Raw genomic sequence first — 24,760 nt, forward strand, 5'->3', positions numbered from 1 at the left:
ACCACAGGATGTTGTCATGTCTACAGATCATCTCGTACTGGATACCGACCAAGTGCTCGCCGATGTCAGCCAGGCGTGGGACGAAGAGTTGATTGCCGAAATCAGCGACTATATTGAGATCCCCGCCAAATCCCCAGCCTTCGACCCAGACTGGGCCAAGACGGGTTACTTGGAAACCGTTATCCAGCGCGCAGCCAACTGGGTGCTGGCACAAAAGGTGGCTGGCCTGACGCTCGAAATCATCAGACTGCCTGGCCGGACCCCCGTGCTGTTTTTTGATGTGGCATCGACTCGCCCGCTATCACAAGGCAGTCAGACCGTGCTCATGTATGGCCATTTGGATAAACAACCTGAGTTTGATGGTTGGCGCGCAGGTCTCGGCCCTTGGACTGCAAAATTAATTGATGACAAGCTTTATGGTCGCGGTTCTGCTGACGACGGTTATGCAACCTACGCCAGTATGACAGCCATTCAGGCCTTGAAGGCACAAGGGGCACCCCATCCTCGTATCGTGGGCATCATTGAAACCTGCGAAGAAAGTGGTTCGCCAGACTTGTTGCCTTATGTGGATCTGTTACGCCCCAGGCTGGGCGACGTGGGCTTGGTTATTTGTCTTGACAGTGGCGCGGGCAACTACGATCAGCTGTGGCTCACCACAAGCCTTCGCGGGATGGCGTCTGGTGTGCTGAAGGTTGAGATTCTGACCGAAGGCGTTCATTCAGGCGATGCATCGGGCCTCGTGCCGTCGAGCTTTAGGATCATGCGACATGTGCTTGACCGGCTTGAGGACAGCAGCACCGGGCAACTGCTTCCTGATTCGTTTCACTGTGAAATCCCCGCTGAACGGCAGGCTCAAGCACTGGTCACGGCCAACATTCTGGGCGACGAGTTGTACAAGCGATTTCCTTGGGCGCATCACGATTGCGGCGGTTCTACCCTGTTTGCGTTACCGACCACTCTTGACCCTGTTGAAGCGCTGATGCGTCGTACTTGGAAGCCCACGCTGAGCGTCACGGGCGCAGAGGGTTTCCCGAATCTGCGGGATGCGGGTAATGTTCTGCGTCCCTATACCGCCTTTAAACTCAGTTTGAGGTTACCCCCGCTGGTAGATGCTGCAGAAGCGGTGCAAGCACTCAAAACACTGCTTGAAGACAATGCCCCCTATCAAGCAAAAGTGACTTTCGATTCGCAAGGGGCTTCAAGCGGCTGGAACGCACCCGATACCGCGCCCTGGTTTGCCCATGCGCTTAATCAAGCCAGTCTCGCCCACTTCCAAGCACCCGTCGGCTATATCGGCCAGGGCGGCACGATCCCGCTGATGAATTTACTCAGCGAGGGGTTTCCTACCGCACAGATGATGGTGTGCGGGGTACTCGGGCCGAAATCCAATGCGCACGGACCAAACGAATTTTTGCATATCCCCTATGCGAAAAAACTGACGGCTGCGGTGGCACAGGTGATGCTGAGCTTGCCTTGAGTCCAACAGACAAGGGATTGAAGAGGCAGGCTCAGCCTCTGCTCTTGCATTGCCTTTGACTGACTTACGCCTTTGACTGACTAACGCCGCTGGCGATAACGTTCGCGGGCGGTTAGTTTGATCACTTCGGGGTGATGACAACCGATTTGGGTCAGAAACTGCATTTCTTCTTGCTCATTCAGCGTTTCAACCCACCAACATTTGGCTAACGATGCGTCACCTGGATGCCAGCGATAACCTCGCGCTTTGGCGATTTGGCTACTGTCAAAAGGCAGCCCGATGGCATTGATCCGCCAGCTCGGTAGACGTGCTGATGCCAATAACACTGATAGCACAGTCGTCGATCCATCAGGCGTTTGCTGCGCCAGTAATGCGGCAAGCATATCTACGTCCGCCCGGGCTCGGTGACCCGTATGAAATAGACGGAACACAAATCCCAGGTAATCGAGCTTGCTGCTGTTGATGCCCCAACTGCGCCAAGGCACTTCATTCAGCGAACACCCAAATGCCAAATCTCGGAAGGCCGCAAAGCGGGCCTCGAGGAAGCCACGGTCAAACGCAGCGTTATGACAAATGACCAAGCCAACCCCCGTCATCACCTGGGCAACCTGTTCATCATCGATTCGCTGGTCCTTGACCATCTCGTCGGTAATCCCGGTTAATGTCACGACTTCGGCAGAAATCGGCTGTTCGGGATCTTCAAGGCCTTCAAAGCGGTCGACGATCCGATACAACTGACCTGACGCTTTGCCGTATTCACACACGGCGATTGCCAAGTCGATGATCCTGTCTCCCTCTTCAGGCCGAAAACCTGTCGTTTCAGTATCAACGACCGCAAGACGAGCACAAGGCTCACCAGATAGATTTTCAGCAAAAACATGGCCTTGCGCCAGCTTGACCCGTCTTAGCAAGCGAAAATCAGGGTGTTGCTCGATCTCGGCGACCGCTGTCTGAATATCCAATTAACGCCCCTGAAAATTGGGGATGCGCTTTTCCATAAATGCCCTGCGCCCCTCCTTAAAATCTTCGCTGGCGAAACAAGCATCCACCCTCTGTTGAGCCCCAACCATATCGGCTTTGTCGGGGTCCGTGACGTTCTGGCGAATCTCATACTTAGCCGCTTGAACGGTCAACGGCGCATTCTCAGCAATCATCGTCGTATATTCATCCACCGCAGCTTGCAGATCAGCGACAGGCACGACCTTTGAAACAAAACCCATCCGCAAGGCTTCAGCAGCATTCCAGCGCCTTGCTGTCATGAAAATATCGGTCGTATTGGCCATGCCGATCAAATTTTGAAACTGTTTGATACCCTCTGCGCCGTAACCCAGGCCCAATCGGGCCGCTGGCATTCGAAAGGTGGCATCCTCAGCGCAGATTCGAATATCACAGGCAGCAGCTAAACCAAGCCCCCCCCCAAAACAATAGCCCCTAATTTGGGCAATCACCGGCTTGCGACACACGGTCGGGTATTTCATCGCCACAGCCAAGTGATCTTCGTAAGCCTGATGACCTTCTGGTGTTGAACGTAGGCTCTCGAACTGCGAGATATCAGCCCCTGAGATGAAAGCTTTTTCTCCATCGCCTTTCAGCACGATCACCCGTATTGCCGCATCAGACTCAAACTCTTTTAGTGCTTCGGGGACGCCCATCCACATCTCGTAGGTCATGGCGTTCATTTTGGTCGGATTAGAAAACACAATTGTCCCGACAGCGCCGTTTTTGCTGATAATGAGTTGTCCCACTTTGTCTCCTCGGTATTAAGTGATAATGTGCAAGCCGTTAGTATGGCTTGCAATAAAGCCCCAAGCAACCTATATTCCCCCTTTTTGTTCGCTATAAAATCATGCCAAAAATCCAAGCGTCAACAGCTCTAAACCAATTTAAAGTACTCGACTTATCACGCGTCCGGGCGGGCCCTAACTGCGTGCGTGTGCTTGCAGATTTCGGCGCCGATGTCATTCGCATCGAGCCTCCTGCTGGCGTCGACCCCAATGAAGGGATGTTCGCCGCCAACCGCCACGGGGGTGACTTTCAGAATTTGAACCGCAACAAGCGTTCGTTAACGTTGAATCTGAAAAAGCCCGGCGCGCTTGAGATCATGATGCGTCTGGTGAAAACAGCCGACGTGGTCGTCGAAAACTGGCGCCCTGACGTCAAGAAGAAGCTGGGCGTCGACTATGAGTCGCTCGCAAAGGTTAACCCGCGCATTATTTTGGCCAGTATCTCTGGTTTTGGACAAGAAGGCCCCTACGCCAAACGACCCGGCTTTGACCAGATTATGCAAGGCATGGGCGGGCTCATGTCGGTGACAGGTTTCCCTAGCACTGGTCCTGTGCGGGCTGGCTTAGCTGTCGCGGATATGAGTGCTGGTCTGTACACTGCCTTGGGCATCCTGACCGCGTTGATCGAACGTGAGAAATCGGGCAAAGGGCAATGGGTGCATGCTTCGCTATTGCATTCCCAAATCGCCATGATGGATTTTCAAGGCGCACGCTACCTGAACGAAGGCGATATCCCCACGCAGGCAGGCAATGACCATCCCACCAGCAGCCCGATGGGTCTGTTCGAAGCCAGTGATGGCGTGTTCAATCTCGGGGCTTCAGGCGAAGGCAACTGGCAGCGTCTCATCGATGTGTGCGAACGCCCTGAGTGGCGCGAGAAAGAGGCGTTCAAATCAGATAAGCTTCGCCGCGCCAATCGGGTCGAGCTCAACGCCGCGTTGAACGAAGCCTTCAGAACGAAACCGGTCGCCTACTGGGTTGAAGAACTCAATAAGGGGGGTGTTCCTGCCGGCCCAGTTTATAACGTGCCTCAGATGTTTGAAGACCCACAAGTGAAATTCAGTGGTGTTGCGACAACCGTGCACGATCCTGTGCATGATGCGGATCGTCATTTCATCACTCAGCCAATGATCTTGAGCCGCACACCCGCTCAAGTCGTGACGGTCGGACCTGATGCTGGTGCCCATACCGACGAGATTTTGGATGAAGCCGGTTTCTCAGCGGCCGAAATCGCAAAATTTCACGAGCAAGGCGTTGTCTGAACGCCCGGTATGGTGATGATGGCAGGTTGAACCCTCATCTGAAATGCAGCCAACGTTGGCTGCATTTCAACCCATCAACGCATGGCCAAAAATATCACGCAAGACGGGTCAACCAACCGTGTCTATCCGGGACTCGCCCATATTGAATGTCAGTCAGTTCTTGACGAAGCGACATCGTTAATTGACCAGCAGCCGCGGTTTCATCGCCCAATGTAAACCCAGGGCCTTTAATGGCCACAATGGGGGTCATCACGGCAGCTGTCCCGCAGGCAAATACTTCGGCAATGTCACCCGAAGGGATACCTTCGCGCAATTCGTCAAAGCTGATCTTGCGTTCTTGCACGCTGTGGCCGCGATCTCTGGCCAGCTGCAGGAGGCTCTCACGGGTCACGCCTTCAAGAATACTGCCTGTCAAACTGGGGGTCACGACGGTGCCGTCTTTCATGACAACGAACACGTTCATCCCGCCAAGCTCTTCGAGATACTTCATCTCACTGGCATCAAGAAACAACACTTGCGAACAGCCATTGGCGTACGCTTCTTTCTGCGGCAGCAATGATCCCGCATAATTACCGCCGCACTTAGCCGCACCGGTACCACCACTGGCCGCACGGGCGTAATCCGTGGCTAACCAAATTGAAACGGGTGCAACGCCCTTGGCAAAGTAAGCGCCTGCAGGGCCTGCAATGACATAGTAGGCGGCGCGCTCAGCAGCCCGCACCCCGAGAAAGGTCTCATTGGCAATCATGAAGGGGCGGATATACATGCTGGTCTCTGGCGCGCTCGGCACCCAAGCCTTATCCACCGACACCAACTGTTTGAGAGACTCAACAAAAAGGTCGACTGGCAATTCGGGCAATGCCAAACGATGGGCAGACCGCATCATTCGAGCCGCGTTGCGCTCTGGTCGAAACGTCCAGACCGATCCGTCGGCGTGCCGGTAGGCTTTCAAACCCTCAAAAATCTCTTGCCCATAGTGCAGTACCGAAGAAGCCGGATCAATCAACAAGGGGCCATAAGGTCTTACTTCAGCATTGAACCAACCCTGCTCGATCGACCAGTCAATCGACACCATGTGATCGCTGAAATACTTACCAAAACCTGGGGCAGCGAGAATAGCTTCTCGCTTTTCGTGAGAGGCCGGGTTCGCTGAGTGCTTGATGCTAAAAGGTATCGTCGTGGTCATATCGGGATGGCGTTGGCGCAAAGTTTAAATTTAATAATACTTTAGGATAGCGCATATCGGCAAGATTCTAAAAAGCAAACGTTTGGTATGGTTATTGCTGTCCTTGAAAAGAACAACTGCCAATCTCTGCCAAAACGTCGTAACCTAGTGCAATCATTTTCCACACGTTGAAGCAGCATCAACCTCAAGGATATTCATGAAGCGTCTCGTCACATTGATCAGCCTGTCTGCGCTGTTGCTCATGGCCACCAGCCTTCGCGCACAAACCCTCAGAATCGGGCTGCAAGAAGACCCGGACGTGCTGGATCCCCACCGTGCCAGAACCTATGTTGGTCGAATTGTGTTTACCTCGCTCTGCGACAAATTGGTAGATATCACCACTGATCTGAAATTCGTGCCGCAACTGGCAACCGCTTGGGCGTTAAGCGACGAAAACAAAACGCTTACCTTCAAGCTTCGTGAAGATGTGACTTTTCACGATGGCACGAAGTTCGATGCCGCGGCGGCAAAGGCTAATCTCGAACGTGCGCTGACCTTACCCGACAGTATTCGTAAGGGCGAACTTGCCTCGGTTGAGTCAGTGCAAGCGCCAGACAAGTTTACGCTCGTGCTTAAGTTAAAAGCCCCCGATGCCACCCTACTGGCGCAGTTATCCGATCGCGCTGGCATGATGCTATCGCCTGCGACTTTCGATCCGAAAGACTCGTCGAGTGTGGGCAAAAAGCCGGTTTGCTCAGGGCCTTACAAGTTCACCGAGCGGGTACAAAACGACCGTATCGTGCTGGATAAGTTTGATCAATATTACGACGCCAGCAGCTACCAGTTCAAAAAAGTCATCTTCAAAGCCATCCCCGACACCACCGTTCGGCTGGCCAATCTCAAGTCTGGTGACCTTGACTTGATTGAGCGTGCAAGCCCAGCAGATGCGCCAACCATCAAAAAGGATGCATCACTGACATTTGCACCGGTGTCAGGGCTGGGTTTTCAACAGATCTTTTTCAATATCGGCAATGGTGCTCGGGCTGACACAGCAGGCTTCAAAGACAAGCGCGTGCGACAAGCGTTTGAACTGGCCCTTGATCGTCAAGCCATCAACGACGTCATTGGTGAAGGGATTTTCCCTCCTGCGCAGCAACCCTTTCCGCCTGCCAGTCCCTACTTCAGTGATAAGTTTCCGGTAAAAGCGCGCGACGTGGCCAAGGCGAAAGCGTTGCTCAAGGCCGCTGGTGTTGAGCGGATGAAATTAGAGTTGATTTCAGGTAACAACACGACCGAAACATCAATGACGCAATTGATGCAGGCCATGCTTGCTGAGGTTGGATTCGATGTTAGCTTGCGGCCCACCGAGTTTGCAGCGATGCAAAAAGAGGCCGCCTCGGGCAATTTCGACGCCATGCTGATTGGCTGGTCGGGTCGTGCAGACCCGGATGGCAATATTTACAACTTCGTCACATGCAAAGGTGCACTCAACGATGGGCGCTACTGCAACCCTGTCGTCGACAAACTGCTTGATGCGACCCGCATTGAACCGGATACCGCTAAGCGCAAAGCAATTTACGATCAAGCACAGACCATTTTGCAGGATGACTTGCCGCAAATGTACGTGTACTACCAACCGTGGCCGTTTGCCTTGAGTAAGAAGGTCAAAGGCTTCATCCCTCATCCGGACGGTATGATCAGACTTCGTGGCGTGACCATTTCCCCTTAAGGGCCGATGACCCCATGACACAATATGATCAAGCTGATTCTTAACAGACTGCTGGTGGCGATACCGACCCTAATACTGGTGTCACTGATCGTCTTTACGTTGCAGAAAATACTGCCAGGCGATCCTGTATTGACCTTGGCGGGAGAAGAGCGCGACCCGGTCGTGTTGAATTATCTCAGACAAAAGTATCACCTCGACGATCCGCTGCCGGTGCAATATTTGGCCTGGGTAACTCAGGTCGCTCAGGGTGACTTGGGCAAGTCTTTGCGTACTGACTTGCCCGTGGCAACCCTGATTGGACAGAAATTGCCCGTCACCCTGCAACTGGCGAGTATGGCGATGTTGATGGCCATCATCATTGGGATTCCCATGGGGATCCTTGCCGCCGTTAAAAAGGGAAGCACGTTTGAGTTTGCAGCCAACGTGACGGCCCTGTCGGGTATGTCTGTCCCGGGATTCTGGCTAGGGATTCTGCTGATCATGCTGATTTCTGTTCAATGGCATTTGTTGCCGGCCTCTGGATTTGTGCCTCTGCGAGAGGATGTCTGGCTGTCGATTAAAACCATGATCATGCCTGCCTTCGTCTTATCAACAGCGATTGCCGCTTACCTGATGCGGCATACACGCTCTGCCATGTTAGAGGCGCTCTCTGCCGACTACGTTCGTACTGCACGTGCCAAAGGCGTAGCACCCGTGCGTGTCGTTCTGAAACATGCCCTGCGTAACGCCCTGATGCCTATCGTGACACTTGTGACTTTGCTGCTGGGTGAATTGCTAGCAGGCGCGGTATTGACTGAGCAAGTCTTCACCATCCCCGGGTTTGGCAAACTGATGGTAGACGCTGTTTTTAACCGAGACTATGCGGTGGTTCAAGGCGTCGTCTTATGTGTCGCAGTTGGCTTTATTGCCCTGAACTTGCTGGCAGACGTTTTATATGCCGTCATTAACCCCAAATTGAGACAAGCGTGAGCAGCCGGTCTTTTGAGAAGTTTCGTCGTAACCCCGTCGCGATGGTCGGCGCTGTCATTGTGCTGTTTTTTACGACGATGGCCATTCTCGCACCCTTGTTGACCAGCATTGATCCCTTTCAAACTAGCTTCATCGCCATTCGCAAAGCCCCTTCTGCCCTGCACTGGTTGGGCACAGACGAACTCGGTCGTGATCTGTTGAGCCGTATGCTCTTTGGGGCACGAGCCTCGCTCATGGCAGGCCTGGTCTCTGTACTCATCGCCTTGATCGTCGGCGTGCCTCTGGGGTTGATCTCGGGATATTTCGGCGGGTGGGTCGATAGCCTTATTTCACGGGCAACCGAAGCTGCCCTTGCGATCCCCTTTTTGATTCTGGCAATCGCGCTTGCTGCGTTTTTGGGCCCCAACCTCGTGAATGCCATGATTGCCATTGGCATTTCTGCTGCACCCCGTTTTATCAGAATGACGCGCGGGCAAGTCTTAAGTGTCAAAAGCGACGATTATGTCCAAAGTGCGAAGGCGCTCGGCGCCTCGAACACTCGAATCATCCTGACCCATATCTTGCCCAACATCATGCCGCCACTGATCGTACAAGCGACGATCACCATTGCAACGGCCATCATCGCCGAGGCAAGCTTGTCGTTTTTGGGGCTCGGCCTACAACCCCCCAATCCCTCTTGGGGCTCGATGTTGAATACGGCAAAAAACTTCATGACTCAAGCACCCTGGATGTCTATCTTCCCGGGAAGCGCAATTTTTTTGGTCGTGCTGGGCTTCAATTTACTGGGCGATGGATTGCGCGACGCCCTTGACCCCAGACAGCGGCAATAAATAAGCATAACGAGTCTGATAGACTATCAGATCCAGGAGAAAATTCGTCAACCAACTACGACAAGAGGAAACCATGAAGAACACACATTCGATCATGTTTGTTACAAAACGTCCCGACATTGAAATGGTTTCCGGACAAGGATCATGGTTAGTTGACAATAACGGCAAGCGATACTTGGATTTTCTTCAAGGATGGGCCGTGAATTGCCTCGGTCACAGCGACCCAGGCATGCTGGCAGCACTGAGTGCGCAAGCCAGCAAAGTCATCAACCCCAGCCCAGCTTTTTACAACCAGCCCATGATTGAGCTGGCCGACATGCTGACCGAGCGCAGCTGCTTCGACAAAGTCTTTTTTGCCAACAGTGGCGCTGAGGCCAATGAAGGTGCCATCAAGCTGGCCCGCAAATGGGGCCGCATGCATAAAAACTCGGCCTATCAAATTATCACGTTTGACCATAGCTTCCACGGCCGCACACTGGCAACCATGAGTGCTTCTGGCAAACCCGGCTGGGACACCATGTTCGCCCCTCAGGTCAACGGCTTCCCGAAGGCCGACTTGAACGACATCGCCTCGGTTGAACGGTTAATCAATGACCAAACCGTCGCTGTGATGCTTGAGCCCGTGCAAGGCGAAGGTGGTGTCATCCCTGCAACCAAAGCATTCATGCAACAGCTGCGTGCACTTACCACCGCTCACAATGTGCTTTTGATTGTTGACGAAGTACAAAGCGGGTGCGGCAGAACGGGCAAGCTGTTCGCCCATCAGTTGTCCGATATCGAGCCTGACATCATGACGCTTGGCAAAGGGATCGGTGGTGGCGTGCCATTAGCAGCTCTGCTCTGTACGGATGCCGTCGCTGTCTTTGAACCAGGCGATCAGGGTGGTACTTATTGTGGTAACCCCTTGATGACAGCGGTTGGTGTCAATGTCATTGGCCAGATCACAGCACCCGGTTTTCTGGATGATGTGCAAGCAAAAGGTGAATACCTCAAGCAGCAGTTGCTTAAACTATCCGATAAACATCACTTGGCCGGTGAGCGTGGCGAAGGGCTTCTGCGGGCTTTGCAGCTCGGCTCGGCAATGGGGTCTGAGCTTGTCGAAAGAGCCCGCACCATGGAGCCTGTTGGTCTCTTGATCAATGCACCGAGACCTGATTTGCTGCGCTTTATGCCAGCGCTGAACGTGACGCGTGCTGAAATCGACCAGATGGTTTCCATGCTGGATGAAATCATTGCCTTAGAGATCAAGTCTCGTGAAGCCGTCGCCGCTGTTCCAGCATAAGGTTCTTTCATCCCGTCTTTGCGTGAAGGCAAAGATTGACGATTGACAGCAGTGATTGAAAACGGGGATGTACTGTCGCGGTACATCCCCAGAATATCCCCATTGACTTGATAGCCAGACTAGACACCTTGGGCTCGGTCAAAGCCCCAAAGTTAATTCACTGGGTTACTTAGCTTGCAAGCAAGCCTCAACCGCCAACGCGACACCGGCTAAGCGAGCATCATCGCCGTTAACCGATGACAACATCAAACCAACGGGCAACTCATCTGCTGTGTGGCAAGGCAAACTAAAAGAACAGCCGTCCAGAAAATTAAATATCGAGGTGTTGCGCAGTAAGAGCGCATTGGCTTTAAAAAAAGCTTCTTCTGAAGCGATCAAGCCAGCAATCTCAGGTGCCAAAATCGGTGACGTTGGACACAACACCGCATCAAACCCTTGCATCACGGCCTCGGTGCGTTTGATCCAATCGCGTCTGCGACGAATCAAATCGAGATATTGCTTAGCCGTCACCGACTCACCAAGTTTGACGCGTTTGGCGACCAATGGATCAAACTTGTCTTGTGCCCGTATCAGGCGTTCATAATGAACCGCATAAGATTCTATGGGTGCAAAACCCACCGGCGAATTGATTTTAGATAACTCGGCCAGCTCGGTCACGGGGATATCGACGAGCTGGGCACCTGCCCCAGATAATAAAGAAATCGCTCGGTGATAAGCGTGAGCGACCTCAGCATCCATGCTGTCAAGCACAATCGTTTGAGGGACGGCAAACCGCATGGCAGACAAGGGACGACGGGCAACGTTCAAGGGTTCACCTGCCAAAATGCCGTCGACGAGCAAACAGTCTTCAACGCTGCGCGTCATCGCGCAAACGGTATCGAGCGAGTGCGACAACTCAAGTGCGCCAGCAAGTGGGGTACGTTGCTGGGTGTTTTTAAACCCCACGAGACCATTCAATGCCGCCGGCACTCGAATTGACCCCCCAGTATCCGACCCTAACCCCGCGACGGACAAGCCCAGAGCAACTGACACCGCGGCACCAGAGGATGACCCACCAGGGATGCGTGCCAGTTTGGTATCCGTGGGATTCACGGGCGTGCCGTAATGTGGGTTGATACCGACGCCTGAGAAGGCAAACTCGGTCATGTTGGTTTTACCCACAATCGCAGCACCAGCAGATCGCAAACGAGCAACCGCAGGGCAATCAACAGCAGCGACCGGTTCACCCTCACACACGACAGACCCCGCTAGGGTGGTCTCGCCGGCGACATCGTATAAGTCTTTGATTGAGACAGGCAACCCCGCAATCGGGTGCAATACCAGCCCAGCGCTCTGCGCAGCGTCCGCGTAGCGGGCTGCAGCGAGAGCAGAATCCGCGTACGTTTTGGTGAAAACGTATTGAGCAGCTTTGGCTTGTGCCTGTTCAAGCACCGCGGATATCAGTGCCTCTCGGCTCGTTCCGTTTCGGGCAAGACGTTGATTCAGGGCGACAACAGTTTCAGTGATTGGGTTCATAGGCTTTGCGCAATAAAGTTCAAGACAATCAAATGACGCATTAAACCAGCACAATAGCAGATCCCTTTACCAGTGTATCCCTCCGTTATCTCGATTTTTTATCCGGTACATCTGCTGAGTAACACACAACCCCTTGACCTGCGCCTCCAGAAAGTGCTGCTGAAGAACTACCATCCGAATCACAAACGGTCGAATCAATGCTGGGCAGATTCACCGCCTGAAACTCGCCACTGTCTTTGATCCCCACAGAGAGCGACGATTGCCTTGAAACGGTCTGCGGAACAACGATTGGCGTCACGGGATTGAAGACCGTCAGCGTCGCAGTCGCACTCGATTTCGTCGAGGCTGTACTCACTGTGCTAGGGACAGCAGCCGTGACAGACGCCACCGGCGATGCCTTGCTTGAGGTCGGGACAACTGCCGCGCTGGCTGGTGTCACAACGGGTTTACCAGGTTCAGCAGCCCCGATGTAAAGGAAGCCATTGACATAGCGAATCGTGTAGTTGGACAACCCACTGCCATTTGCACCAAACAACGCATCGGCGTAGATGCCCGGATTCGTGCCGGTGCCAAAGCCACTCACAGAGGCAACCTTATCCGAGCCCAGCAGCCCAGCGGTCGTGAAGCCGCTATTGGATTGCGTGCCGCCGTTATAGGTAACGTACGTAGAAGCACCTGTCACGGTCAATGGCGCGGGCGTTACCGTCAAATCATGGTTCAAATAGGTGACCGTGTAATTACCGACATCCACCCCAGAAGCAGAAAGAATTGACTCAGCGGTACCAATGTTCGTGCGGCTAGCAACCCCAGAGATGCTTACCGCATCCCCACTGATTAAGTTTGACACGGTATAGGCTTGTGTCTGCGTACCAGCGTTATAAACAGAGGTGGTGGGCGTCGCTGTGATCGTCGTTGCCAATGGGTCCACCGTGACCTCACCCGTCACCGCGGCAAAATTAGCGGTCAAATTCGAGCCCGTCTTCACAAAATTGCTGGCACTGAGGCCGTAGGTTCCAACTGCGGCGTTACCAGACTTGCTATAGGACGTGATGTTGGGGGTCAAACTAAAGGCCACGGTCCCACCTGATTGATCAGAGAAGGTATAGGTGGTGAGCCCCGCTGCGTTTGTCGTCACAGACTGCAAGAGCTCGTTAATCACTGTCCCCGTTGAAGTGAGGTACTTGGCCGTTGGCGTTGCAATGGATGCCGCCGTGCCGTAAGTGGTTGTCGCGCCAGTCGTGCTGACCAGTAACTCACCAGCAGGCACCACCGTGTAATTACCGGCCACATAGGTGATGTTGTAGTTACTTAAACCAGTACCCGTCGCATTACTCGCCGTCAGTGCATTGGCATAGTAGCCAGCGGGTGCATTGCTGCTCATCGAACCTGTGATGGTTGTGCTCGTCACGGTGTCGTTAGTACCAAGCAAGCCCTCAACAGAAACCCCAGCGTAACTGCTCACACCAGACTTTGTCTGCGTCACAAAATCCGCGGCGTCATTAGCCGTAATCTTCAAGTTGGCCTGGCCAATCGTGATTGAGCCATTTTGATACGTGATGTTGTAGTTAGAGAGACCCTTACCCGACGCGACTGATAAGCCATCAGCGTAAGTGCCAACGTTTGTGCCTGCACCAAACCCGGTCACCGAATCAACCGTATCAGCGCCTTTCAGACCCGTGACAGTAAAGCCACTGTTGGTTTGTAAGGCACCGTTATACGTCGTGTTATTCGCCGTATTACTGACCGTGAGCGAAGCCGGCGTCACCGTCAATGAGCCATTGACATATTTGATGTCGTAATTTGACACGCCCGTACCTGATGCCTCATACAAGTGGTCAACCGTCTGACCGACGGTGGTGCCAGTGGCTAAGCCTTTTACCCCTGTCACGGCGTCGTTGCCCAGCAAGCCCGCCGTTTTGTAGGTATTGGTTTGCGTGTCGCTGGTATAGGTTGAGCTGGTGATATCACCCGTGATGGTCAAGGGGGCGGCCGTGATGGTGTGCGAGCCGTTCACATAGGTGACGTGGTAATTCGACAGACCAGACCCGCTGGCGCTGTGCAAGCTGTCATCGACCGAACCTACGTTCGTGTGGGTAGCTGAGCCCAACACAGCCGTCACCGTATCGGCCCCCAACAAGCCATTGGTCGTGTAAGTGTTGGTTTGTGCTTTGGCCGTGTAAACGCTGCTGGTGTCAGCGCCGGTAATCGTTAAGGCTGCGGGCGTAATCGTCTGTGAGCCGTTAACGTAAGTGATCGTGTAATTAGTGAGCCCGGCCCCCGTCGCAGCACTCAAGGCGTCTTGAGTTGTCCCGACCGTCGTGCGGGTCGCCAAGCCTGTCACGCCGCTCACCGTGTCAGCCCCCATCAGACCTGAGACGCTATAGGTGTTGGTCTGCGCCTGACTGGTGTAGGTTGACGAGGTGGTAGCCCCAGTGATAGTTAAATCTGCGGGGTTAATCTTGAGCGAGCCATTCACATACGAAATATTGTAGTTACTTAACCCGGTACCCACCGCATTACTCAATGAGTCAGTGGCTGTCCCAACGTTAGTTTGTGTGGCTAAGCCAGTGACGCCAGAGACCGTGTCCTTACCTAGCAAACCAGAAGCCGCATACGTATTGGTTTGTTGATTGGCGTCATACGTTGCCGTGGCCGTTGCCCCGGTGATGATTAACGAGGCCGCAGTGACAGTATGCGAGCCGTTGACATAGGTAATTTGGTAGTTTGATAAGCCGCTACCTGAGGCGGTGCTCAAATCATCCGCAGAAGTGCCTACGTTGGTGCGACTCGCTAGGCCCTTGACGCTGTTGACCGAGTCGGTACCGAGCAACCCCGTTGTACTGTAGGTGTTGGTTTGCGCGCTGGCCGTATACGTTGATGTGCTGGTAGCACCCGTGATCGTCAACGCAGCAGGGGTTACTGTCTGAGAGCCATTCACATACGTAATGTTGTAGTTGGATAGACCGCTGCCTGTTGCGGCACTCAACACGTCATACGTTTGGCCGACAGTGGTTCTCACCGCAGACCCTGTCACGCTGCTAACCGTATCGGAGGCCAGCAAACCAGTGACCGCATAGGTGTTGGTTTGAGCACCACCGGTATACGTTGACACGGTGTTGTCGCCAGCGATGGTGAGGTTGGCTGGCGTGATGGTTTGCGAGCCATTCACATAGCTAATGTTGTAGTTCGACAGCCCACTACCGGCGGCCCCACTCAGCGCGTCAGTTGTTTTACCAACATTCGTCCCTGTTGCCGCGCCCACCACATTCGTTACAGAGTCACTGCCCAACAAGCCCGACACGCTATAGGTATTGGACTGAGATAAGCCTGTGTAGGTCACCGAGGTCGTATCGCCCTTCACCGTCAATACCGCGGGCGTGATGGTGTGCGAGCCATTGAGATAGGTAATCGTGTAATTAGATAAACCCGAGCCTGTCGCGCCGCTTAAGCTGTCACTGACCGTCCCCACGTTAGTGTGGCTCGCCAAGCCCGCAACATCCGCCACCGTGTCGCTACCCAATAAACCAGCCGTGGTGTAGGTGTTCGTCTGCTCATTGCTCGTATAGACCGCTGTCGTCGAAGCACCTTTGATCGTCAGTGCGGCGGGCGTAATCGTTTGCGACCCATTTACATACGAAATACTGTAGTTAGATAAGCCTGTACCAGTCGCATCACTGAGCGCATCGGTGGTTGTGCCAACATCGGTGCGACTGGCCGAACCAGACACGCCACTCACACGATCATTGCCTAACAAGCCTGAGGTACTGTAAGTATTCGTCTGGGATTGACTGGTGTAGGTCGAGACAGTCTTTGCGCCGGTAATGGTCAGCGCAGCGGGCGTGACCGTAAGATCCCCATTGACCAGCGTGAATGAATAATTGCTCGAATCGGCACCAGAGACCGACAATGCAGAGGTTGATGTCCCGACGTTCGTGCGACTGGCAGTGCCAGAAACGGTAATCGCGTCACCCGAAATAAGCCCTTGCGCTGTGTAAGTTTGTTGTTGTGTCTGACTGGTATACACGTTGCTCGTGTTGCCTGCCGTCACCGTCACGGCAAGCGGATTGACCACGACATCGCCGGTCACTACCGCCGCATCGGTCGTCAGGTTAGACCCAGTTTTGGTAAAGTTACTGGCAATGATCCCATAGGTACCAACAGCGACGTTACCGGATTTGGAAAACGCAGTCGTGGGCACATTCGCACTCAAACTAAACGAAACAGTGCCTCCTGCACCATCAGAAAAGTTATAGATCGTGACACCCGCTGACGTGGTTGTCGTGGAACTAGCGAGTTCAGTGATGATCGTGCCAGTTGAACTTAAGTAGGTCGCGGCGGGCGAACTGATCTTCGCAGCAGTGCCGTAGGTGGTAACAGCGCCTGCGGTGTTCACCATTAACTCACCAGCGGGTACGATGGTGTAGGTGCCACCCACATAACTAATGTTGTAGTTGCTAAGCCCTGTGCCTGTTGCGCCGCTCGCGGTCAGCACATACGACCCGGCTGCCGTGCCAGCCACGCGGGTCAGATTGGCACTGGTGACCGCGTCATTCGGCCCAAGAAGACCTACGACTGAGACACCTGCGTAGCCACTGGGGTCAGACTGAGTCACAAAGTTTGAAGAATTGTTGGCGGTAATCGTTAAGTTTGCGGCCCCGATGGTGAGCGATCCACTGTTGTAGGTAATGTTGTAATTCGATAAGCCGCTACCGGTAGCACCCGTTAACGTATCGCGGTAGGTTCCCACATTAGTGCCTGAGCCAAAACCACTGACTGCAGTGACGGTATCAGCGCCTTTTAGACCTGAGACGGTAAACCCGTTATTCGATTGTGCATAGCCGTTGTAAGTCGCATTGGTGGTGGATCCCGTGATCGTTAAATCAGCAGGGGTGATCGTTTGCGACCCATTCAGATACGAAATCGTGTAGTTCGAGAGCCCAGACCCCGTGGCACCACTCAAAACATCCGAGACTTTGCCAACATTAGTGCCAGAGGCCAGGCCAGCCACACTGGTGACCGAATCAGTCCCCAACAAACCGCTGACACCATAGGTATTGGTCTGTACTAATCCGCTGTAACCCGTGGTTGTCGTATCGCCCGTGATAGTCAGCGCTGCAGGCGTGATTGATTTAGATCCGTTGACATACGTAATGGTGTAATTCGACAAGCCATTGCCCTCGGCATTGCTCAAATGATCTGCCGTTGTGCCGACGTTCGTTATCTGGGCTAATCCATCCACAGAGGTAACGGAGTCTGTGCCCAACAATCCTTTCTTGGTATAGGTATTCGTTTGTGCGTTGCTGGTGTATGTTGAGCTTGTGGTGTCGCCGGTGATCGTCAGTGTAGCGGGGGTGACTGCCAACGATCCATTGACATACGAAATCGTGTAATTGGATAGACCAGTGCCTAAAGCCCCCGCTAAATCATCTTGCGAAGAACCGACGTTTGTTCTGGTTGCGGACCCCGTCACACTGCTGACGGCATCACTACCAAGAAGGCCTGCCACTTTATAAGTGTTGGTCTGCGCGGTACTGGTATAGGTCACGCTCGTGCTGTCACCGGTGATAGTCAGCGGTGCTGCCGTGATGGTTTGCGAACCATTCACATAAGAAATCATGTAATTCGATAGACCACTGCCCACAGCGCCGCTGAGGTTATCGCTCGTGGTGCCCACGGTGGTGCGCGACGCGAGCCCTGTTACACCCGTCACCGCATCAGTTTTACCGAGCAATCCTGAGACGGTATAACTGTTGGTCTGCGCGTTGGCGGTATAGGTTGAACTCGTCGTGTCGCCGGCAATCGTCAACGAGGCAGGGGTAATCTGTAATGACCCGTTCACAAAATTAATGCTGTAGTTTGACAGCCCGCTACCCGTGGCAGCGGTTAGATTGTCACTGGTTTTACTGACGTTAGTTGCGCTTGCTGAACCTGTGACCGTCGTCACTGAGTCACTGCCCAACAAACCCGTCACTGAGTAACCATTGGTTTGCAAATTGCTCGTGTAAGTCGACTGGGTCGTGTCACCGGTAATGGTTAGCGACGCTTTGGTGATGGTTTGCGACCCATTGATGTAGGAAAAATTGTAATTTGATATGCCAGTACCAGCGACAACGCTGAGGTTATCAGCCGTCGTACCCACATTGGTTCTTGTCGCCACACCGCTCACTTCAGTCACCGTATCAGACCCAAGCAAGCCCGACACCGTATAGGTGTTCGTCTGGGCGTTAGCGGTATAGGTCGCGCTGGTTGTCGCACCAGTCACCGTTGCATTGGCAGGGGTGATCTGATGCGAACCATTGACAAACGTGATGGTGTAATTCGACAGGCCTGTGCCTGTCGCATCAGTCAGGTTATCAGTCGCTGTCCCTACGTTTGTGTGAGAGGCCAAACCAGTGACGCTTGTGATCGAATCAGAGCCGAGCAACCCTATTTGCGAATAGCTATTGGTTTGTAAGTTGCTGGTGTAGGTTGAACTTGTCGTCGCGCCCGTGATCTTCAGCGCTGCTGGGGTAATTGTCTGCCCGCCATTGACGTAAGTAATGTCATAGTTAGACAAACCACTACCTGTTGCGCTATTGAGATTATCCGCAGTTGTCCCTACATTGGTGCGTGCCGCGACGCCTGAGACACCCGTGACCGTATCTGACCCAAGCAGACCCGTTGTACTGTAGGTGTTGGTTTGAGAGTTACTGGTGTACACACCCGTTGTATTGGCACCCGTAACCGTCAACGGTGCAGGCGTCACGGTCAAATCGCCATTCACAAACGTGAAGCTGTAATTTCCGGCATCAGATCCAGACGCTAGCAGCGACGAAGCAGACGTGCCTACATTCGTTCGGGTAGCTGTCCCAGAGATCGTCACGGCATCTTTTGCGTTAAGGCCTGTTGAGACTGAATAGCTCTGACCTTGCGCAGAAGCATTGTAAACCGTGGTGGTGTTGGCTGCCGTGACCGTCAATGCCAGAGGGTTGAAGGTGACGTCACCCGTGACAACAGCCGCGTTCGCGACGAGATTAGAACTTGTCTTACTAAAATTATTAGCAACAATCCCATAACTACCGACGACAGTATTACCTGACCCACTGACAGCCGTCGTTGGTATGTTTGCCGCTAAGCTAAACGATACCGTACCGCCCGCTTCGTCATTAAACGTGTAGGTTGTCAGACCTTGAGCATTGGTCGTTTTAGCCTGGAGCAAAGCATTTATCAACTTACCCGATGCGTTGTAATAGCTTGCTGTTGGAGTGGCGATCGTAGCAGCCGATCCGTACGTCGTCGTTGCACCCGTCGTATTGATCAACAATTCTTGTGCGGGGACGATGGTGTAGGTGCCTGCTACATAATTGATGTTGTAGTTACTTAACCCCGTGCCTACTGCATTGCTTGCGCTGAGCGCGTAATTACCTGCCGTCGTACCCGCCACTCTCGAGAGCGTTGCACTGGCAACCGTATCTGCACCGACCAAGCCCTCTACAGAGACCCCCGAATACCCCGCGGGATCGGCGAGTGTCACAAAGTTGGCAGTATTGTTGGCCGTAATCGTTAGATTAGCCTTGCCAACCGTGATCGAACCGTTTTGATAGCTGATGTTGTAATTGGATAAGCCAGTGCCAACTGCGCCCGACAAATTATCGTTATAAGTACCAACGGTGGTTCCCGTCCCGAAGCCACTCACCGATGCAATGGTGTCAGAGCCTTTCAAACCAACTTGAGTAAAGCCACTATTAGACTGCGCAGAGCCGCTGTAGGTCGCATTGGTCGTGGCACCTGTAATCACTAAGGGCGCGGCCGTAATTGTCTGAGAGCCGTTCACATACGAGATCGTGTAATTCGACAGACCATTGCCACTGGCCGAACCCAAACTATCCGTTGTAGTACCAACGTTCACGCCAGCCGCCAACCCTGTCACCCGATTGACCGAATCATTACCTAACAGGCCCTTGACCGTATAGGTATTGGTTTGTTCGTCGGCGTTATAGACGGTGCTCGTCGTTGCGCCGGTGATCGTTAACGCAGCAGGTGTCACATTGACACTTGAACCAGTGGTCGACAGGGGGTTGTAGTTGCTAGCCACCCCGCCATTTGAGCTCGTGCCAAGCGCAAGCCCAGTCACGCTATTCAAGGTCGCACCCGTTTGCACGTTCGCACTCAACAGGTTGGTTCCTGCGCCTGTACCCGTCACCGCAAACGTCTCACCAGCCACCCCTTTTGCCGTGAGATTGGTGCCTGCAAAGGCAGTATCCGCGGTGTAGACCTGACTACCGCTCAAGCTGAGGTTTGCCTTATCCACTGTGCCGGTATTGCCGACATAGGTAATGGTGTAGTTGGATAACCCTGTGCCGCTCGCAGCGCTGATGCTTCGGTTGAAATCACCTGCTTGCGCCACGCCCGTGCCGTCAATTGCGGTACCCACGCCAACGGTCAAACCCGAGCTGAAACTCGATATCACGCTAGCCACACGATCGGCGATGACAACGCCGTTAACGGTCGCGTTGACCAGGCCGGTGGTACTGACACCAGCCTGTGATACCAACCCTTGGTAACTTGTCACGCCGTCATAGGTCACATCCGACACTTCGTTGGCCGTAATCGTCAACGCTTTAGGGGTGATTTTTAAACTAGGGGCCGCTGTGAACGTGAGCGTCGACAGACTGCTACTGACCCCGCTATAGCTGTAGGTACCAACATCCTCGCCTGACGTTCGCGTGGCCGTCGTCAAACCTGTCAAGCTATTGAGCGCTGTTGTCGAAGCAAGCACAAAGGTGTTGTTGCCGCCCGTTGGCGTGTAGGTTAAGTTACCCCCCGTGTAAGCAGCGGTGACAGAAGCCAGCGAAAGCGTAGGGTCGTCACTACCGTATTGTTTGGTCAGGCTCGTCAGGGTAAGCGCAAAATTGGGCGACGTTGAGTCTCTGAATAACACCTGCGTCGAGGCACCATTCGCGATCGTGGTGCTAGCGCCATAAGCGGTCCCGATCTGCGCATTGGTCGTGAAACCTGAGCCAGCGACATAGAGACTAGAGAGACCGCTGCTCAAGCTACTCAAGTTACCCGTCGTCGCCTCAGAGCCCGAGTACACATAAAGTTTGTCTGTCCCGGCGAGCGTCACCGTATTGCCACTATTGGTCGTTAAAACGTTTCCAGTCGTCGTGCCGACTGCAAGATCCGTACCCGCTGCAATGATGACGTTGCCGCTTCCTTCATCGACAACCTTGGCTGTTGTCAAATCGCCTGAACCGGTCGTGAATTGCGAGATGTTGCCCGATCCGCTCGCTTGAGTCAGTGTTGCGCCGTTAGTAGCAATCAAAGCTGCAGTCGAGCTAGCCCCTGAACCCGCAGTCACGGTGATACCACCAGAGCCGGCCGAGGTGATATTGCTACCTAGCACCACCCCAGTGTTACCTGTCACAGTCACTGTACCGATAGTCCCAGACGTATCTTCGATCGTGCCATTTAATCGAACGAGGGTGTTCGAACTGATATTCACCACCGAAGTTGACCCGCTGGTGCTAATGCCTTCGCTAAGTGCGACGCCCGGATAGTCTGCAGCAGACGATTTGACATTACCCTGAATATTGACATTGCCGCTGGCCATGATGCCACTTCCTGACAGCAGGATGCCAGCCAGACCATTACCACGGTAGTTGTAGGCTGAACCTGCCGTGATCGCCCCAGTCGTTGAGTCGATTAAGCCCCCTAACGCTGTACCCACCGACAACACATTGCTGTCATACGAATCGGCGATCAAGCTGGTGAGACCAGCGCCGGTATTATCAATCGTCACATTGTTGCCCGAAATTGTTCCAGCAGTGTGTGAAATCGCGCCTCCTATGGATTGCACAGTCACGTTGCCCAACGTACTCGTTACCGATCCACCAATCGACAGCGTCGAACCACCCGAACCCGCCAAGGCTTGACCAACGATCGTGATGTTTCCAGTCTCAGTCGTCACTGAACTCGTGGTCGTGACAGCGGTGGAATTACTAGCAGAGGTTGAGTAGCCCGTGATTGAAATATTGCCCGCTGTCGTTTGACCTGCCGCCTGTCCGATAGCGCCTTGAATCACCACCCCTGTTTCAGCCGATGTCGCCGCTTGGTTAGCAACACTGCCGACGATACTGAGTGAGGTGTTGTTGTAAAGATTGATCGCACCCGTGCTTGTCAGACCAGATTGCGAGCCACCACCGCTACCGGTGCTCGTACCTGTCAACGCCAATGAGCCCGTTTTGACGTTGATCGTCGCAAAGTTATATAACCCGTCATCGCTATTACTATTGCCTTGTAGGGCGACCACCCCAGAAGTGTTAATGGTGACACCAGGGTCGATTCTTAAGCCTCTCGTGTTGCCAAAAGAATCACTTGCCTGGGCCGTGGCTTGGCCGACCAACGTTAATGTTGTGCCGCTTGCTGCTGTGAGGTTGCTTGACCCAGTGATGTACAACGCCCCCGTACCCCCACCGCCTGCAGAGGCCATCTTCCCTGTAATCACACTGGCACCTGACGCACCTGTCGTTGTGATGTTGCCAGAGGTTTGGTAATAGCCGTTTTTGCCGCCAATAGTAGCGACTGAATTCCCAAATCCTTGAATGTTCGCGCCAGAAATATTTGCGCTTTGGCTAACCCCCGTGTTAGCGGAGGACGCCCCTGCAAAATTCAGGTTATTGGTGGCCGTGATGTCACCGCCAATTGAGATACCAATGCCTGTGGAGGCGGCGGTCCCCTGTGTAATGGCACCGGTCGCCGAATTGATGGTGCCGTTGGTATTATCCAGGGTGATGTTGTAAGCACTGATATCGCTTGTCGTTATCGCGCCACCGTTGGCTTGAACAGTCACATTTACCACACCCGAGCCAGTGTTAGACCCATCAATGCTGCCGAGACTGATCCCCGAGCCACTCGTCGTCGTCGTGAGCGCAATACTCGTATCGGTGCTCGACGCGTTGGTCACACTCAGTGGTCCAGCGATCGTCAGTGCACCGGTCGAGGTGAGGCTGATTGCCGGCTTCACCGAACTATCACCGCTCACAAGGGCAATGCCACTGGTCCCGATATTTAGTGTACCGGTGATGTTGGCAATCACGCTTCCGGCCCCGGAGATGGCGTTATTGATCGTGGTGTTGGTTGCCAACTGATAGCTTAAGCGAGCGCCATTAGAGAGTGTCACGGCGCTTGTCCCCAGCGAGCCCGTCGTACCACTGGTACTGCTGGCGCCAACCTGTAGGGTGCCCCCACTGATATTCGTGGCACCCTTATACGTATTGGTGCCGGTCAGTATGGTGGTACCGCTGCCGCTCTGGGTCAGTGTGCCGCTACCGCTGATGACACCCGAGATGGTCGTTGTTGAACTTAAATTCACCACGAGCGCTGAATTGTTCACGATTGAACTACTTGTCCCGAGACTACCTGTGCTGCCACCGTTACCCACTTGCAACGTACCAGCGCTGATTGTGGTGGTACCGCCATAGCTATTATTGCCGGTCAAAACAGTGGTGCCGCTACCCAGTTGTGACAAACCGCCTGACCCACTGATTGCAGCGGAAACGGTCGGTGTGGTGGTCAAGTTAAAGGCCAGCGTACCGTTGTTCACAACCGAGGTGCTCGCCCCCAAACTGCCATCACTGCCGCCATTGCCTACCTGCAGCGTACCTGCGTTACTCCCAGAGCCAATGATCGTCGCACCGCCATAGGTATTGGCGCCAGTGAGTATTACCGTGCCAGTGCCAAGCTGACTGAGCCCACCTGTCCCGCTGATGAGGTTCGCGACGGTCACGTTTGACGAGAGGTTATACGCCAGCGTGCCATTATTGGCAATCGCACCCGTGTTAGTACCGAGGGTGCCAGTCGTCGATCCGGCGCCCACCTGCAAGGTGCCACCGGTGATCGACGTGGTACCGGTATAGGTATTGGCGCCAGATAGTGCTTGTATGCCCGAGACATTGGTCAGCGACCCTGTGCCAGAGATCACACCCTTGTAATTGGGCGTTGTGGATATCCCCCCATTACTAAAACTGACAGCGGCACCGTTAGTCGCAATGTTGCCGTTGCCAACTAACCCACCAGAGATATTGATTTTTGATGCGCTGTCACCAGTCACCGTGTTCGAATCGCCTAAAAACACGCCCGCAACGGTCGAACTGGGTTGAGCAGTGCTACCGACTAGGTTAACGTCGCCGCCTGTCGCCGCAATGGCGGTTGATGACGAGGCAATATTGATGCCAGAATTCGACCCCGAAAGAGAGGTGCCAGAGACGGTCATCGACCCCGCGGTTGATGAAAGGGTTGAACCACCGCCCACATAAACCCCTGAGCCACCCGTCGAGCCACCAGTGCCATTGATGGCCACGCTTGAACCAGATATTGTGTTTTTGCCGTTAAGCCAAATACCATTACCGCCGCCTGTGCCGGCGTTACCAGTCAGACTGACCAGCCCAGTCGACGTGATATTGTTAGACACATTAAATGCCGAATTCGACCCAGAGCCAGTGGCAGTGATGGTGACGCCCCCTGTCCCCGAACTGACATTCGCTGTCTGGTAGTATGCAAGGTTTGATCCACCTGCGGTATCCGTTGCTGTAATAACGAGAGCACCCGTCGTTGCGGAATTGCTGAGAGCGCTTAGAACATAGACACCACTATAGGCATTCGTTGCACTGGATGTGCCAGTAATGGTCGCAGTGCCTGCTGTGACCAATGCTAATGCGCTACTGACGCTAACACCATGCCCATTGGTCGACGTACCAGTAATGGACA

General features: G+C 53.8%; 11 protein-coding genes. 6 read left to right on the top strand and 5 right to left on the bottom strand.

Features of this window, described 5'->3' with window-relative positions; genetic code table 11:
- Nucleotides 1–16 precede the first annotated feature (16 nt).
- Nucleotides 17–1,477 carry a M20 family metallopeptidase gene (locus AC1W8Y_RS06500; RefSeq protein WP_482013656.1) on the top strand — a complete coding sequence of 487 codons (1,461 nt, stop codon included), beginning with the start codon at nt 17–19 and terminating at the stop codon, nt 1,475–1,477.
- An 80-nt stretch (nt 1,478–1,557) separates the two neighbouring features.
- Here the strand turns inward: AC1W8Y_RS06500 and AC1W8Y_RS06505 are convergent, their stop codons facing one another.
- Both AC1W8Y_RS06505 and AC1W8Y_RS06510 read right to left on the bottom strand, forming a co-directional pair.
- Nucleotides 1,558–2,439 (bottom strand): 3'-5' exonuclease, encoded by an 882-nt coding sequence (locus AC1W8Y_RS06505; RefSeq protein ID WP_482013657.1) that lies wholly within the window; start codon nt 2,437–2,439, stop codon nt 1,558–1,560.
- Nucleotides 2,440–3,222, bottom strand: a complete 783-nt coding sequence (locus AC1W8Y_RS06510; protein ID WP_482013658.1) for an enoyl-CoA hydratase — start codon at nt 3,220–3,222, stop codon at nt 2,440–2,442. It lies immediately after the preceding gene.
- Nucleotides 3,223–3,323: 101 nt separating this feature from the next.
- Here AC1W8Y_RS06510 and AC1W8Y_RS06515 point away from each other — a divergent pair, with 101 nt between their 5' ends.
- Nucleotides 3,324–4,523 carry a CaiB/BaiF CoA transferase family protein gene (locus tag AC1W8Y_RS06515; protein WP_482013659.1) on the top strand — a complete coding sequence of 400 codons (1,200 nt, stop codon included), beginning with the start codon at nt 3,324–3,326 and terminating at the stop codon, nt 4,521–4,523.
- Between the two features lie 94 nt (nt 4,524–4,617).
- On the opposite strand, the gene AC1W8Y_RS06520 is transcribed toward AC1W8Y_RS06515, so the two are convergent.
- Nucleotides 4,618–5,709 carry a branched-chain amino acid aminotransferase gene (locus AC1W8Y_RS06520; RefSeq protein ID WP_482013660.1) on the bottom strand — a complete coding sequence of 364 codons (1,092 nt, stop codon included), beginning with the start codon at nt 5,707–5,709 and terminating at the stop codon, nt 4,618–4,620.
- 241 nt (nt 5,710–5,950) lie between these two features.
- Here AC1W8Y_RS06520 and AC1W8Y_RS06525 point away from each other — a divergent pair, with 241 nt between their 5' ends.
- The 4 genes from AC1W8Y_RS06525 to AC1W8Y_RS06540 all read left to right on the top strand — a co-directional run bounded on the left by AC1W8Y_RS06525 (nt 5,951) and on the right by AC1W8Y_RS06540 (nt 10,498).
- Nucleotides 5,951–7,417, top strand: coding sequence for an ABC transporter substrate-binding protein (locus tag AC1W8Y_RS06525; RefSeq protein ID WP_482013676.1), 1,467 nt, complete (start codon nt 5,951–5,953; stop codon nt 7,415–7,417).
- A 24-nt stretch (nt 7,418–7,441) separates the two neighbouring features.
- The gene (locus tag AC1W8Y_RS06530) at nt 7,442–8,386 is read left to right on the top strand and encodes an ABC transporter permease (protein WP_482013661.1); all 945 of its coding nucleotides are present in this window, start codon (nt 7,442–7,444) and stop codon (nt 8,384–8,386) included.
- Nucleotides 8,383–9,216, top strand: a complete 834-nt coding sequence (locus AC1W8Y_RS06535; RefSeq protein WP_482013662.1) for an ABC transporter permease — start codon at nt 8,383–8,385, stop codon at nt 9,214–9,216. Before AC1W8Y_RS06530 ends, AC1W8Y_RS06535 begins: the two co-directional genes overlap by 4 nt.
- 73 nt (nt 9,217–9,289) lie before the next feature.
- Complete coding sequence (locus AC1W8Y_RS06540; protein WP_482013663.1) at nt 9,290–10,498, top strand: acetylornithine transaminase; 1,209 nt, start codon at nt 9,290–9,292, stop codon at nt 10,496–10,498.
- A gap of 165 nt (nt 10,499–10,663) precedes the next feature.
- Here AC1W8Y_RS06540 and AC1W8Y_RS06545 read toward each other — a convergent pair whose 3' ends face one another.
- A complete protein-coding gene (locus tag AC1W8Y_RS06545) occupies nt 10,664–12,013 on the bottom strand; it encodes an amidase (RefSeq protein ID WP_482013664.1) in 1,350 nt (449 codons plus the stop codon).
- An 85-nt stretch (nt 12,014–12,098) separates the two neighbouring features.
- Nucleotides 12,099–24,701 (bottom strand): MBG domain-containing protein, encoded by a 12,603-nt coding sequence (locus AC1W8Y_RS06550; protein WP_482013665.1) that lies wholly within the window; start codon nt 24,699–24,701, stop codon nt 12,099–12,101.
- Between the last annotated feature and the right edge of the window lie 59 nt (nt 24,702–24,760).

It is taken from the genome of Jezberella sp., from assembly GCF_964834465.1.